This is a genomic window from Devosia rhodophyticola, from assembly GCF_028816475.1.
Classification (GTDB): Bacteria; Pseudomonadota; Alphaproteobacteria; order Rhizobiales; family Devosiaceae; genus Devosia; species Devosia rhodophyticola.
Genome location: NZ_CP118247.1, coordinates 1,356,226 through 1,370,577, shown reverse-complemented (window position 1 = coordinate 1,370,577; position 14,352 = coordinate 1,356,226). Strand labels below are relative to the sequence as shown.

Below are 14,352 nucleotides of genomic sequence, written 5' to 3'. Positions count from 1 at the left end.
GAGAAGGCCAGCTCGCTGCCAAGCTGTTCGAACACCACATTAGGGGGGTTGACCCCGATATCCGATTAGGTCCTTTTTGATTTATGAGAAGTAAAACGCCGTTTTATCGACTGCTGGAGACCCAGATTGCGGGCTACGGTGGCATGCACAATGCTCACGCTCATCTTGACCGGGCCGGTACACTCGACCCGAAATATATGGCAGGGATTGATCTGACTGTTCTGGACAATTCCCATGTTTCGCTGATGCGCAAACATTCATTGATCAACAATTTGCACGCTGGCCCCGCATTCGATGTCGAGGACCTGACGGCGCGGGCGGTTGAATATCTGGATGCCATGGTTGATATCGGCACAACGCGCGTCGATACAATGGTCGATGTGACAGATGATCGGGTGCAATTATCGGCGCTGCAAACACTCGCCAATTTACGCAATCGCTACGCTGGCAAAATTGATCTTCGACTGGGCGCCTATACCCCGTTTGGGTTCGTTGATGGTGAGCCTCAACGATGGGCGCTGCTCGAGGAAGCGGTAGCCAGCGCCGATTTCATAGGCTGCCTTCCTGAAGCGGATGATATTGACGATTATCCCGACCACATTGGGTTTGAGAACCATTGCGAGCGTCATCTGGATTTGGCGCTTCGCCACAAGATGATGCTGCATGTCCACACCGACCAGCGAAATGAGGAGGGCGAGCGCGGCACCGAGCGATTGATTGAAGTCGCCCGCGTTGTCGGTACGCCGTGCGCCGACAATGGCGACCCACTCGTTTGGGCGGTGCACATGATCTCGCCATCGACCTATGATGAGAGGCGCCATCGGCGCATGGTCGAGGGGCTGCTCGAATGCAATATCGGGGTCATAACCTGCCCTTCGGCCGCCATCGGCATGCGCCAGCTTCGTCCGTTGCACACGCCAACTTACAATTGCATCCCAAGGGTGCTTGAACTGCTCGAAGCGGGTGTGCATGTGCGCGTCGGCACTGACAATATTGCCGACATATGCTCACCCAGCACAACGGCGGATCTGGTGGACGAAATATTCGTTCTGTCGGCGGCTATCCGATTCTATCAGACCGATATTCTGGCCAAACTGGCTGCTGGCAAGCGCTTGAGTCCTGAAGATCGGGCCATTCTTGGCGAACATCTGGCCAAGAATGAAGCTGAAATTGCCAAGGTCATCGGTGAGAACCATTCGTTCTCTGCTCAATAGGTTTGGGATAACCAGGCAGAATACGCCCGAAGAACGGACGCTTCTCGAGCGTTACGAGCCCGATCATCCCCAATTCGTGGCCGATCCCTATCCAACCTACCGATGGTTGCGCGAAAATGAGCCGGTTCACCGCGCTCCCAATGGGGCTTTTGTGTTGACGCGCTATGACGACGTTGTTGCAGCGCTCGCCAATCCAGCACTCGGGAATGCCCCGGCGCGCTATGCCGTGGTGCATTCGCGTAACCGCGACAATTATGTCTGCGCCGACATGGCTAACAACATTCTGCCTTTTCTCGATGATCCTGCCCACGCGGGGCCCAGAAGGGCTGTGGCGCGCAGCTTTACCGGTCATCTCAAATCGATGCCGCCCGACTATCAGGGCTTTGCGCAACACTGCCTCGAGCGGCTACAGGGGCGCTCCGATGTCGAGTTGATCAAGGATTTTGCTACCCCGTTTGTGCTCAAGACCATCTGCTCGATCCTTGGCTTTCCCGATACCGACGGTGATCAACTCAAAGCCCACAGCGAGTATTTTTTTATCTGTTCTCAAAAATTCCCTCTGAAGCCGCGCGCTTGGAAATGGACAACCAATTGGCGGCCTTCCGACATTATGTTCTGACCGTGGTGCAGGCTCGGACCACCAATCCGCAACACGATTACGTTTCGGCGTTGATCCCGGCGATGGCCGAGGCGGGCATTCGCGATCCCATGGTGCTGGCCGACACAATTATCCTGCTGTTTGCCGATGCCGTCGAAAATGTCGATCGCGGAATAGCCAGCGTCGTCCAGTCGCTTTTGAGTAACCCCGACCAGTTTGCGGCCCTCAGAGGCGTGCCCGAACGGACAGGGGCAGCGATTGAAGAAGCCCTCCGTATTGAATCCCCGGCCCAGGCAATTGCCCGGGTGGCCAGATCCGATACTGAGATCCACGGCACCGCCATCAAACAGGACAGCACCGTCTTGCTGATATTGGGGGCCGCCAATCGCGATCCCGCCCAGTTCCCCGCGCCTGATCGCTTTGACATTGCCCGCCCACGCCAAGCCTACCTAAGCTTCGGCAAAGGCAAGCATTCGTGCCTTGGTGCCCAATTGGCCAAAGCTGAAACAGAAGCGGCAGTTGCTGCTTTTTTGGCGCACGCGCCCAACGTCAGGCTCGTGGACGACGCGCCACAATGGTTGGCCCGGCCCGGGCATCGATGGCTCGCTCATCTCCGTCTGGCGCTATAGACCTTTTTCGCTTCGGCCCGCCGCCCCAGCGGCATCACCAAAGATTTGGCGGGCCTTGAACCGCGCGGTCCAAACCAGCCAACGCCCTCTTCGAGAAGATCTATGACCAAAAACATCGGCAGGCCGCGCGCAGGCGGAACCACCTCCAACTCCAGATGCACTTCGCCTCCCGATGGAACAGCCTGCTTCAGGGCCGTAAATCCCTCGATCTGTACGATCTCAAACCCATCAAGGTTGGTCCATCGCGCCGCCAGGCAAATGCCGCTCTGCTCGGTCGGCATCCAGTCGTGTGCACTTGTGTTGCGAACCTTGGTTCGCACGATGTGTGGGCGGCCTTGGCGCAGCAGCGGGAGCACCCTGGCCGAAAGCCGCGCTTGGTAAATGTCCGATGGCAGTGGCACCTCAAGTGGCTGAAAAGTCGTGCTCTCGGGCTCAGAGCGCCCTCCAAGGCGGGCCAATTCATCGCTAATCGCCCGGCCCAACTGCGGCGCAAAACTGTCCTCGTAGGCCATCTGGTGTTCAACCGGCAGTTCAACAACGCTCAGCGGACCGGAATAGTACCGCCGCCATGCTTTGTTCGCCCGCTCCACCTCGTGGCTGAAAAGCCAACCCGTAATGCCCCAGAAAAAGGTCACCGGTCCATCATAGGGTTCTGGTACGAAGCGATCATGCAGCAACAGATCAACCTGACGCCCCTGTTTCTTTAACCACTGAGCCGCAAAGAAGGCCAACCGACCCCCATCACAGAATCCGCCAATCTGAATGGGGTCGGTCGGGCAAAGTCTGACAATTTCACGCGCGTATTGGTGGGCGAGCAGCCTCGTATTGTCGTCGCTCTTTAGCTGGGTAGTGGATAAAGACCGCATCGCATAGATCGGTTGGTCCGCATCAAGATTGCGTGCCAGTTGGGAAAACTCGGCTTCCTTGGTCACACCCCAAAACAGCGGGATTTTGGTTCCGAACGTATTGCGGCCAGTGATCAGGCTTGCCGATTGTGCCCGGTTGCCCTGCCAACCGGCGATCTGGCGTTTGATCTCCTGATAGACCGCATCGGGGAGTTCGCCCGGACTGACATTGGCTGGGAATACGCCAGCATCCTTGGACAGATGAGATAGTTTTTCGCTCAGTTCCGCAATGGTTGACGCATCAAAAAGCAAAGCGCCATCAAGTGGTTGATCAAAAATTGCTTCTAACTCAATCATCAGTGTCGTGGCTTTGAGCGAGTCGCCGCCAAGATCAAAAAAGTCGTCACCGAGACCAACCTCATCAATCTGCAGAATGCGCTGCCAGATCTCTACCAATTGGCGCTGCAACGGCGTTTCCGGCAAGCGAGGTGGCGACTGCTCGGATTGGGACGACGAAATGCCCACCAATCCGGCAATCGCCCTGCGGTCAAGTTTACCGCTGGGAACGCGAGGCAGGGTCGCAAGGAAATCGACATGGCGAGGTTGTTTGAACTGGACCAGCTTTGGGCTGAGATGGTGGAGGATATCAGCTTCGGAAAGCGGAGCGCCTGGCCTCAGAACGACCGCCAGCCCGACCTCCTCGCCTAGACCTGCATGAGGTCGGGCGTAGGCCGCGGCTTCTGCAACCCCCTCGAGTTCGTTGACGATGATATCAATTTCGCTGGGGGCAATCTTTTCACCGCCCCGATTGATGATGTCCTTGAGTCGACCGGTGAGGAACAAATAGCCATCGGCATCGAGATAGCCTTCGTCTCCAGAGCGCATCCAACTGCCTATGAAAGCACTGGATTGACTGGCATTCTGATCAAGATAACTGGATATGACACTGGGGCCGCGAACGACAATTTCGCCGCGAACGTCGGCACCGATCCGATTGCCCAGGACGTCCACTATCGCCACTTCGGGGCCGGCAGCAATGCCGACCGAACCGGGTTTTCTCATCCCGGGCGGCAGGGGGGTGCTCGCAATCAGACCAGCCGTCTCGCTCATCCCGAAGATCTCGATAACCGGAATATCGAGCCGTGCTTCTATGTCAGCGAGAAGGCGCGCGGGCAGCGGTGCCGAGACAGAGCGGATGAAGCGAAGATTGGCGACTTTCGGAGGCAGTTCGTCAGGTAGATTGGCCAGAAAATCCGCCAACATCGTGGGAACACCCTGATACCAGGTCGGGGAAAATTCGAGGATGCTGGTGAGTGCCGATTGGGGCCCGAGGGTGGGAGCGGTGATGATGCTGGAGCCGACGGAGAGGGGTGCAAGGAACAGGTCGACCAGGCCGCCGACGTGGAACATCGGCATGGTATTCAGGCAACGATCAGAAGGGGTTAGCGCCAATGAAGAGACCACATTGGCCATGGCGCTGAGCAGGTTTTCGTGGGTGAGGGGGACCAGTTTTGGTGTGCCGGTGGAACCGGATGTGTGGAGCAGCAGGGCAAGGTTTTGCGGGGTGCCCTTTGCGGACGGAACTACCGGATTTCCGGGCTTGTGCGCGATCTCAAACGTAAAGCGTCCGGCTGGCGCGGTGGGGTCTGGGGTGGCGATGATGACGCTTAACCCCATGCTCACAAACAGCTCGCCATGTGTGGCGTAGAGGGCACGATCGGTTAGCATGTGAGTAACGTTGAGACGCGGCAAAAGCGACAAAAGCTCGCTGGCCGGGTAATGAGGGTTGATCGGAACGCATATCGAGGTGCCCATGATGGCCAGACAGGCCACCGCCATTTCTGGTCCACTGTCCAACATGACCGCGATACGGGTGCCAGATGCGCACTCGAGTTGGCTCAGGGTACCGGTGAGCGCGTCGACCTGATCGAAAATGTCGCTGTAGGTGGCGTGCTGGCGATCATGCGCCAAAAGCGCCACCGACGTCGGGTGGGCGATCGCGACGTTGGCGATGTGCCGGCAAACATTATCTGGCAAGTGATCAGCGGCCTGTTGGATAAGTTATCCCCTTTGAAAGCGGACTGGGGGCGGTATTGCAAGGCTAAAGTCCAGATGCGTGCCCGAGCCGGTGGCTTTAGGCGGGCATGCGGGGGACGCTGGCGATGAGTTTTCTCGTGTAGGGGTGCTGGGGGGCGGCCAAAATGGTGGCAGTGTCGCCGGCCTCGACAACTATGCCGCGCTCGAGAATGACAATGCGCGGGCAAAGGGCAGCGACAACGCCCAGATCGTGTGAAACCAGCACCAGCGTCATGGTGTGACCCAATTGCTTGAGCAGCTCGACAATGCGGACGCGGGTCGAGAGGTCGAGGGCGCTGACGGCTTCGTCGGCCAGCACCAGTTGGGGGCGGGCAACGATGGCGCGAGCAATGGCAATGCGTTGGCGTTGGCCGCCGGAAAATTCGTGCGGATAGCGCCGGACCGCGTCGGCGGGCAGGCCAACTTCGGTGAGAGCTGCCGCAACCGCCTCATCGTGATTACCCTCTATGCGCAGAGACTGGAGCGGCTCGGCGATGATATCGCGAACGCGCTGACGTGGATCGAGCGAGGAATAGGGATCCTGAAATACCATCTGCACGGCGCGGCGATAGCGGCGCATGAAATTGGCATCGCGCGGATCCAGCTGAACGCTGCCGAAATTGATGGTGCCGCTGGTTGGACGCTCAAGACCGAGTAGCAGGCGCAACAGTGTGGTTTTGCCTGAACCGCTTTCACCAACAATGCCGAGATTGGCGCCGCGCTCGACCTCAAAGCTGACTTCGTTGAGAACCCTGGCTTTGCTGGTGTAACCAAAATTGACCTGATCAAGCGATAGAATGCTCATCTCGCCCCCAAGGCAGTATCAAAGGCACGGGCAGCCGCCACCAGCGATTGGGTATATTGCTGGGTGGGCGTGCCAAGGACCGATTTGACCGGGCCGGTTTCCACCATGCGCCCCTGCCGCAATACCAGCACCTGATCGACGATGGTGGAAACGACCGGAAGGTCGTGGCTAATGAACAGGAGCGCCATGCCAAGGTCGCGCACCAGACTGTCGAGCAGGGCCAGAATCTCAGCCTGGGTGGTAACATCGAGTGCCGTGGTTGGCTCATCGGCAATCAGCAGTTTGGGGCGACACGCTAACGCCATGGCAATGGCGACGCGCTGACGCTGACCGCCCGAAACTTCATAAGGATAGGCATTGGCAATGCGCTGCGGCTGGGGCAGCGAGACACGCTCCAGCAAGGCAATGGTTTCAGCCTCGATGCCAGCAAGGTCGCGCCCTTCGCGGCGAAAACGACGGCGCAGCGGTTCGGCCAACTGGCGACCGAGTTTCATTAGCGGATCAAGTGCTGTCAGTGGTTCCTGGAAAACAACAGCACTGGCCGCGCCGCGCAATTTATTGAGTTTTCGCTCCGGCGCGCCAATGACTTCCACCCCATCAAGGGTTACGGAACCGCGCGGCACGATGGCGGGGGGCAACAGGCCGCTGATGGCCATGGCGGTCAGCGATTTCCCCGAACCGCTTTCCCCGATTAGACCAAGCCGTTGGCCCGGTTCAATCGCAAACGACAGATCGGCGACCAGATCATGTCCACCGGTGGCGATGGCAAGATTGTTGACAGCGAGCAAACTCATCGGCTGCGCCTGCGGGTAGGGTCGCCGACATCGCGCAGGCCGTCGGCAAACAGATTGATGCCAATGACCAGAACCAAGAGCGCCAGACCCGGCGCGATGGCGCCAAAAGGGGCGGTATAAACAGTGCCCTGTGCCTCTTGTAACAGCCGTCCCCACGAGGCATTGGGCGGCGGCGCGCCGAGGCCGAGATAGGACAGGGAGGCTTCGGCAATGGCAGCGAGGCCGAATTGCAAGGCGAAATTGACCATCAGCGTCGGCCAGATATTGGGCAGGATGTGGATCACAACGATACGTGGCCATGAGGTGCCTGAGGTGCGGGCGGCGGTGATGAAATCCATCTGCAACACCCGCTTGGCCAGAATGCGGGTCAAGCGCCCGACAATGGCGGAAAGCGCAATGCCGAGCGCCAGAATGGCCGACCACAGGCTGGCGGTGTCGCTGGCGGCGACTACCAGCATGGCGAGGAGCAATGTTGGGAAGGCTATGAGAATATCAAAGGCCGCCGCCAATGCATCATCGAGCAGACGGGTGGCAAAGGCGGCAAGCACGCCAATGGTGACACCGATGGCGGCACCAATGCCGACGGCGCCGATGCCGACTTGCAGGGCAATGCGCGAGCCGATCATGATTTGGGTGAAGAGGTCGCGCCCCAGCCGGTCGGTCCCGGCCCAATGCAGCAGGGAAGGGGCCTCAAGGCGTCCGCCGGCGGTGCTTGAAGGATCGTAAGGGGTCCAGACCAGAGTCAGGAGTGCGATGGCGACGTGCAAGCCGACCAGAATCAGACCAACAATAAAGGTCAAGGAAGCGGCCGAGCGCCGGGCGGGCCGATCCAGTTCGATTGTGGTCATGAGGCGGCGCCCCGGCTGCGGTCGCGTAGGCGCGGATCAATCAGGCGCTGGGCGAGATCTGCAAAAAAGCCAATGAAAAGCACCAGGAGCGTTGAGACAAACAGCACGCCCTGCACATTGGGATAGTCGCGCTGGGAAATGCCCAATAGCAGCATGGAGCCGAGACCGGGCAGGGTAAAAACCCGCTCGACCACGACGGCGCCGAGAAAGGTTGAGGCCAGTTCAATGCCCAAAATGGAAATGATTGGCACCGAGCCATTGCGCACACCGTGGCGCAAAAGGGCTTCGATAAAGCTGGAGCCAAGCGCGCGGGCAGTACGCAGATAATCGCTGCCCAACACATCCTGGGTGGCGGAGCGCACATAGCGCACCAGCGAGGACGCCATGACAATGGCAACGGTCAAGACCGGCAGCGTCAGGTCGCGTAACGCGTCGGCGGGATTGCCCCATCCCTGACGCGGAAATCCACCGGAGGGAAATAGGCGCAAATTGATGGCAAAAGCGGTGACCAGTAGGATGCCGACCCAGAAGACCGGGATGGCAATGCCCAATTGCGAGAAAACCGAAATCAACCCGCCATACCATTTGTGCGATTTGACGGCGGCGATGATGCCCAGGGGCACCGCCACAATGATCGCCAAGGCAAAAGCCAGAAGGGTCAACGGTACCGTGACGCTGAGGCGGGCCAGAATTTCCTCGCTCACCGGCGCCTGACTGACAAACGAGGTGCCAAGATCAAAACGGGCAAGACTGGTGAAGAAGCCGACAAATTGTTGCCAGAGCGGCAGGTCGGAGCCGACCTGCTGGCGGGCCGCCGCGATCTGGTCGGCATCAGCGCCAACGCCCAGAAGGGCATTGGCTGGATCACCCGGCAAAATGCGCAGGAGGGCAAACAGCACCACTGACGCAAGGATCAGTGAAAGGCATAAAATGACGAGCCGACGCAGGATATAAACGAGAATTGTTCAGCTCCATTCGTCGGCTCGCAACAGACCTATTCTGCGCTTTTTTCGATGTCATAGGCGTAGAACTGCGAGTTCAACCCATTGACCGGATAACCACTGACATTTGAGGCCGATACCACAATCTGCGGGTAAAGGTATAGCCAGTCACTAGCCGCATCCTCGGCAATCAGCTTGTTGGCCTCGGTCAACTTCTGGTTCTGCTCGTCAATGGTGGCGCTTGATTCAGACTGTTTGATCAGCTCGACGACCTTGGGATTGTTGTAGCCCCAATAAAAATCGGGATTGCCGTAAAACACGATATCGCGGTGATTGACGTGCTCCTGCAGCGTCGCATCAAAATCGTGGGCCTGATAGATTTTGGTGTACCACTCATTGGCGGTGATGATGTTGATATTGACCGTCACCCCAACTTTGGCCAGTTCGCTCTTGATGAATTCGGCAACGATCGGGTGCGGATCATAGTCAGGGGTATCAAGGCTGAAGGTAAAGCCATCAGGATAGCCCGCCTCGGCCAACATTGCCTTGGCGCTGTCGGGATCATAGGCGTCGACCGCCGTCAGATCGACATACCACGGGTCGGTGGGCGGCACGAACGAGCCGATCAGGGTGCCATAATCACCCCAGATCGATTCCAGCAGTTTCTTGTCATCGATGGCGCGGGCAACGGCCTTGCGGACCTCGACCTTGTCGAAGGGGGCAACACGGTCATTAAAGGCCATTAGTTCCTTGGTCGTTGACTGGCCATTGGTGACGGTGAAATCGGGATTGTCGGTGAACTGGGCCAGCGCATCGGGGCTTTGCACCGAGGTGATGATATCTACAGCGTTTGTCAAAAGCGCGTTGTTGAGCGCCGTCGCGTCGGTGAAGTAGTTAAAGACCACACCCGCATTGGTTGGCGCCTCACCCCAGTAATTGTCCGCCAGGGTCAGCGACAGGCTTGAGCCGCGACGCCACTGATCCAGCTTATAGGGGCCGGTGCCATCTTCGCTGTCAGTGATGCTGGTGGCCGCATCATTGACGATCCACACATAGCTCAGATTATAGGGCAGCGAAATCGAGCGTTCGCTCAGGGTAATGACGACAGTGCTGTCGTCTGGTGTTTCAATATTGGTGATAGTGGCAAGGTTGTTCTTGCGCGAACTTTTGGAGCTTTCCGCGGTTACGCGCTCAATGCTGGCCTTGACGTCGGCAGCGGTCAGCGGATCGCCGGAGTGGAAGGTGACGCCGTCTTGCAGGGTGATGGTATAGGTCAATCCATCGTCGCTGACGCTATAGTCCTTGGCCAACGCATCGCTCACATCGCCACCATCGGTCAACGCAAACAGGGCCTCATAGACATTGCCGTTGAAGGCTTCGTTGATACCTTGTCCGGCGCCAGCGGTGTTATCAAGATTCTGCGGCTCATACAGGGAACCGATTTCAATGACGGCGCTGGTGTCGGCTGCAGCCAGAACAGCGGGGCTGACTGACATCATGCCGAGCGCGGCAATGCTGGCCGCGATGGCGGTTGCGCCGAACTGGCGGCGATTGGAACGGGCGAAAAGCTGCATGGTGTTGCTCCTGAACTGGAAACGACGGTTGTCGCGATTGCGGTAGTTGGTGGGAACTATATCGTAATATGCCGATATAGCCAGAGGCCGGGCGCTAGCCGGGTTGCGTTTTGGGCGCGACTCCGAGAAATTGTTTTGCGTGCCGCATCGGCGTTTTGACAAAGCAATTCAGGCGGATGACATTGCCTGAGGGAAACCGGCAGCCAATATAACGGTAAACAAAAGGGTAGATCATGGTCAATATCGTTGCGCGTTCCACAACAGTTGGGGCAACTCTAAGTCAAGCCGGAGTTGGCAGTGTATTGGCCCAATCGGGTGCCGGGGCCAAATTGGCCAACATGGCGTCGGACCAGGGATTTACCCCGCTCGAACTGATGGACGCAGCGCTTGCCGGTTGTCTGGTGTTGAGCGTGCGGATCGCAGTGCGAAAGTTCGGATGGCAGGAGCGGTTTACCTCGGTTGATGTGGACGTAACCCACGAAAAGGCACCCGACGGCCCTTCGCGGGTCGCCGGGTTTGCCTGTTCGTTTCGGATCGAAGGTGACTTTGATGCCGCTGAACGGCAGGAGCTGATCGCCGAGGCCCACGAAATCTGCACGGTCGGCAATACGTTTGAGCACGGCGCAATCGTGCGCGATGTTACGCCGATGATCTAGCCGGATGGCCCGGATCACTCAGGTTGATTATGCCACCGCCACGCCTGAACAACGCCAGGCTCACGATGCGGAAATGGCCTTGCGCGGGCGAATGACCAATATGAAGCGCACGCTGCTTCATTCTCCCGTGGCGCTACGAATTTATGGCGAATGGTTCGCGCTGCGCGACCAACTCCTGCCGATTTTGGGCGTGCGCCCGATCTGGCTGTTTGCCGAGGCCATCAGTAAATCCTCGGACAGCCCCATTGGCATGGGATTTATGCGGCGCGCGATTGTCACCGGCGGCGACGATCCCGATAGGCTGGTGCTGACCGCCGAGGAAGAGGCGTTGGTGGCCCTGGGGCAGGCGTTGGGCAGGAATGCCCAATCAGTGCCGGACGCTATCTGGGGCCAAGTCGCTGAACGCTATGACGAAAAAACCCTGGTTGACCTCATCGCCTTCGCCGGACTGATGGTCGCGACCAATCTGTTCACTGACGCGGTAAAAACCGAAATGGATACCGAATTATTGCCGTTTCTGGGCGCACGGGCCGAGTGATCGTGCCAAGGTAGGCATCCAAAACCGTCGCCGCTGCGTTAAGGGGGTGCGCATAATTTGCCCGTTCCCTGCGCTACTGAAAGTGAGCCCGTTGTGAACATGCAGATTGCCGCCCAGCCGGCCCGCCTTCTCGGCCTGGGCACGGCCGTTCCCGCCCATGAACTGCCACAGGACATGGTCAAGCTGGTTGCGAGCAAGATCCTGGGGCCGCGCTATCCCGAGTTTGAGCGGCTATCAAAATCCTTTACCAATTCAGGGATCGATAAACGTTATTCGGTGGTGCCTTTTGAATGGTTCGAGGCGGGCAAGGATTGGCCTGAACGCACCGAGGCCTACCTTGAAGGCGCGACCGCTTTGTTTGTGGCGGCTGCGCAAAAGGCCCTCGACTGTGCCGGCTTGAAGGCAGCGGAAATTGACACCATTGTCACCATAACCTCGACCGGTATTGCCACCCCGACGCTGGACGCTCGGGCCATGGCTAGTCTACCATTTCGAACTGATGTCAAACGCGTGCCCGTCTTTGGCCTGGGCTGCGCCGGTGGGGTCACGGGGTTGTCGATTGCAGCCCGGCTGGCGGCTTCTGCGCCGGGCAGCAAGGTGTTGCTGGTTTGCGTTGAAACCTGCACTCTTTCGTTCCGGGCTGACCGGATGCAAAAAGCCGACATTATCGCAACCGTATTGTTCGGCGATGGCGCGGCGGCTGCTTGTTTATCGACCGACAGTGCAACCGATCCAATATTTGGAGAAGGGGCCGAGCACACATGGCCCGACACGCTGCCAATCATGGGGTGGGACGTGGATACCGACGGTTTTGGCGTCATTTTTGATCGCTCCATCCCCGAATTCGTCAAACAGAATTTTGCCGATGCGGTTGCCGACGGCCTTGAAAGCATCGGGTTGGAGCGCGACAATCTCAGTCGCATGATCTGCCATCCTGGCGGGGCCAGGGTGGTCGAAGCCATTGAAGCAGCATTGCACCTCGAACAGGGGGTGCTCGACGCCGAGCGCGAGGTTTTACGCGCGTTTGGCAATATGTCAGCCCCAACGGCGCTGTTCGTCTTGGAGCGGGTGATGCAAGGGGCGCCGACCGGCACCATGATGTTGGCAGCGCTAGGCCCGGGCTTCACAGCCTCGATGCTGCCGATCCAGTTTGATTGATGGGAAATGCCTCAATAGGTGCGGTGCTGCTGTTGGCGCTGGTCATTGGCCAGCGGCTGGTGGAATTGCAGATCGCCAAACGCAATACCAAAGCGCTGTTGGCACGCGGGGGCCGCGAATTTGGCGCGGAGCACTATTGGTTGATCGTGGCACTGCACACCGCCTGGATTGCCGCTCTGGTTTGGTTTGGCTGGCAACAGCAATTGGTCTGGGCATGGGTTGGCGTCTATCTGATCCTGCAAGTGGCGCGGGTCTGGATATTACGCTCGCTGGGCGGGCGTTGGACAACACGCATTGTCATTGTTGAGGAGCCCGCGATCAGGCGCGGCCCATACCGTTTCGTACGCCACCCCAACTACTGGCTGGTGGCGGCCGAATTGATTACCGTACCGATGGCGCTGGGCCTGCCCTGGGTGGCCGTGCTTTTTGCGGCATTGAACGCCGCCATGATGTGGGTACGGATCGGCGCGGAAAACAAGGCTTTGGCCGGGCTGCCAAAAGCCTAGTCGGCCATATGCCTGCCGAGTTGGCTCATCATGGCAAGACAGGCGTCGAGCTGGGACAGTTCGACAAATTCATCGGCCTTGTGTGCCTGCTCGATGGATCCTGGACCACAAATGACCGTCGCAATCCCTAGTTGCTGGAACAGCCCCGCCTCAGTGCCAAATGAAACGCATTGGGCCGGTAAATTGTCGCCCGTCAGGGTGCGCACCAACGCTTCGGCCTCGCAATCGTCCATGGGCTCCAGCCCGATGATTTCCCCGATGATTTCTGTGATAATGTCGGCGTTGGCATTGTCGGCCTGCATGGCAGGCAGCAGGGTCGAGCGGGCGTACTCTTCGATATTGGCTTTTGCAAACGCCAGATCCGCGGCGCTGACCGGGCGCATTTCCCAGTCGAGCGAGCACGACCCGGCAATGACATTGCGCGCCATGCCGCCTTCGATCCGGCCAACCTGAATGGTCGACCATGCTGGATCAAAGCGCGAATTTTTCGGCGCGCGGGCCTTGAGCGCCTCTCCGATTTCGAGCAGCCGGGTGATATAGCGCACCGCGTAATGGACCGCATTGACCCCCAGCGCTGGCTGCGAAGCGTGACCCGGACTGCCGGTAAAATGGGTCGCATATTCGCAGCACCCCTTGTGCCCTTCAATGATGCGCATTTCGGTCGGCTCGCCAACGATGCAGACGGCAGGCTTTGGCCCGGTTCTGGCCAGTTGCTCAAGCATGACCTGAGCCCCCAGACAGCTGACCTCCTCATCGAAAGTGAAGGCAAAATGCAGGGGGCGGCGCAGCGATTTGCCCGAAAATTCAGCGGCGTGGGCCATGGCACAGGCAATGAAGCCTTTCATGTCACAGGCACCACGGCCAAAGACACGACCATCATGGTGGCGCGCCACAAAGGGGTCGCTGGTCCAATCCTGCCCCGCCACCGGCACCACATCGGTATGGCCTGACAAGACGATGCCGCCATCGGTGTCGCGCGGCCCGATGGTTGCAAACAGGTTGGCTCGCTGGCCATCGGTCGAATGGCTCAATCGGGTGTGGATGCCCAATCCGTCGAGCCGCTCGCCAAGATAGGCGATCACGGCCAGATTGGATTGCAGACTGATGCTGTCAAAGCCGATCAGATCGTCAAGGACGGCAACCGCATCGTTTAGCAGCGCATGGACCATG

At 58.7% G+C, this 14,352-nt stretch carries 14 protein-coding genes; 7 read left to right on the top strand and 7 right to left on the bottom strand.

The annotated features are described in order from the left end of the window. Positions 1 to 83 precede the first annotated feature (83 nt). The 3 genes from PSQ90_RS06615 to PSQ90_RS06605 are packed head-to-tail and all read left to right on the top strand — an operon-like array spanning position 84 to position 2,441. Entirely contained in the window at positions 84 to 1,214 is a 1,131-nt protein-coding gene (locus PSQ90_RS06615; protein WP_282212614.1) for an amidohydrolase family protein, read from the top strand. Continuing rightward, positions 1,186 to 1,833 carry a cytochrome P450 family protein gene (locus PSQ90_RS06610; RefSeq protein ID WP_282212613.1) on the top strand — a complete coding sequence of 216 codons (648 nt, stop codon included), beginning with the start codon at positions 1,186 to 1,188 and terminating at the stop codon, positions 1,831 to 1,833. Before PSQ90_RS06615 ends, PSQ90_RS06610 begins: the two co-directional genes overlap by 29 nt. Next, a complete protein-coding gene (locus PSQ90_RS06605; protein WP_282212612.1) occupies positions 1,794 to 2,441 on the top strand; it encodes a cytochrome P450 in 648 nt (215 codons plus the stop codon). Before PSQ90_RS06610 ends, PSQ90_RS06605 begins: the two co-directional genes overlap by 40 nt. Here PSQ90_RS06605 and PSQ90_RS06600 read toward each other — a convergent pair. From PSQ90_RS06600 to PSQ90_RS06575, 6 genes are all read right to left on the bottom strand, one after another. Beyond that, positions 2,420 to 5,323, bottom strand: coding sequence for a non-ribosomal peptide synthetase (locus PSQ90_RS06600; RefSeq protein ID WP_282212611.1), 2,904 nt, complete (start codon positions 5,321 to 5,323; stop codon positions 2,420 to 2,422). The genes PSQ90_RS06605 and PSQ90_RS06600 overlap by 22 nt on opposite strands. Positions 5,324 to 5,420: 97 nt before the next feature. Next, a complete protein-coding gene (locus PSQ90_RS06595) occupies positions 5,421 to 6,167 on the bottom strand; it encodes an ATP-binding cassette domain-containing protein (protein ID WP_282212610.1) in 747 nt (248 codons plus the stop codon). Then, positions 6,164 to 6,961 carry an ATP-binding cassette domain-containing protein gene (locus PSQ90_RS06590; RefSeq protein WP_282212609.1) on the bottom strand — a complete coding sequence of 266 codons (798 nt, stop codon included), beginning with the start codon at positions 6,959 to 6,961 and terminating at the stop codon, positions 6,164 to 6,166. Before PSQ90_RS06590 ends, PSQ90_RS06595 begins: the two co-directional genes overlap by 4 nt. Next, on the bottom strand, positions 6,958 to 7,809 hold the full coding sequence (locus PSQ90_RS06585; RefSeq protein WP_282212608.1) for an ABC transporter permease: 852 nt from the start codon (positions 7,807 to 7,809) through the stop codon (positions 6,958 to 6,960). Before PSQ90_RS06585 ends, PSQ90_RS06590 begins: the two co-directional genes overlap by 4 nt. Further along, a complete protein-coding gene (locus PSQ90_RS06580) occupies positions 7,806 to 8,756 on the bottom strand; it encodes an ABC transporter permease (RefSeq protein ID WP_282213004.1) in 951 nt (316 codons plus the stop codon). The genes PSQ90_RS06585 and PSQ90_RS06580 overlap by 4 nt, the downstream gene beginning before the upstream one ends. A gap of 47 nt (positions 8,757 to 8,803) precedes the next feature. Further along, positions 8,804 to 10,249, bottom strand: coding sequence for an ABC transporter substrate-binding protein (locus tag PSQ90_RS06575; protein WP_407648203.1), 1,446 nt, complete (start codon positions 10,247 to 10,249; stop codon positions 8,804 to 8,806). 308 nt (positions 10,250 to 10,557) lie between these two features. Here PSQ90_RS06575 and PSQ90_RS06570 point away from each other — a divergent pair, with 308 nt between their 5' ends. The 4 genes from PSQ90_RS06570 to PSQ90_RS06555 all read left to right on the top strand — a co-directional run bounded on the left by PSQ90_RS06570 (position 10,558) and on the right by PSQ90_RS06555 (position 13,182). Then, positions 10,558 to 10,980: an OsmC family protein gene (locus PSQ90_RS06570; RefSeq protein WP_282212606.1), complete on the top strand. Its 423-nt coding sequence runs from the start codon at positions 10,558 to 10,560 to the stop codon at positions 10,978 to 10,980. Positions 10,981 to 10,984: 4 nt separating this feature from the next. Further along, complete coding sequence (locus tag PSQ90_RS06565) at positions 10,985 to 11,518, top strand: carboxymuconolactone decarboxylase family protein (RefSeq protein ID WP_282212605.1); 534 nt, start codon at positions 10,985 to 10,987, stop codon at positions 11,516 to 11,518. A gap of 99 nt (positions 11,519 to 11,617) precedes the next feature. After that, a complete protein-coding gene (locus tag PSQ90_RS06560) occupies positions 11,618 to 12,676 on the top strand; it encodes a type III polyketide synthase (RefSeq protein ID WP_282213003.1) in 1,059 nt (352 codons plus the stop codon). Continuing rightward, complete coding sequence (locus PSQ90_RS06555; RefSeq protein WP_282213002.1) at positions 12,676 to 13,182, top strand: isoprenylcysteine carboxyl methyltransferase family protein; 507 nt, start codon at positions 12,676 to 12,678, stop codon at positions 13,180 to 13,182. Before PSQ90_RS06560 ends, PSQ90_RS06555 begins: the two co-directional genes overlap by 1 nt. Here the strand turns inward: PSQ90_RS06555 and argE are convergent. Continuing rightward, positions 13,179 to 14,351 carry an acetylornithine deacetylase gene (gene argE / locus PSQ90_RS06550; RefSeq protein ID WP_282212604.1) on the bottom strand — a complete coding sequence of 391 codons (1,173 nt, stop codon included), beginning with the start codon at positions 14,349 to 14,351 and terminating at the stop codon, positions 13,179 to 13,181. The genes PSQ90_RS06555 and argE overlap by 4 nt on opposite strands. Between the last annotated feature and the right edge of the window lies 1 nt (position 14,352).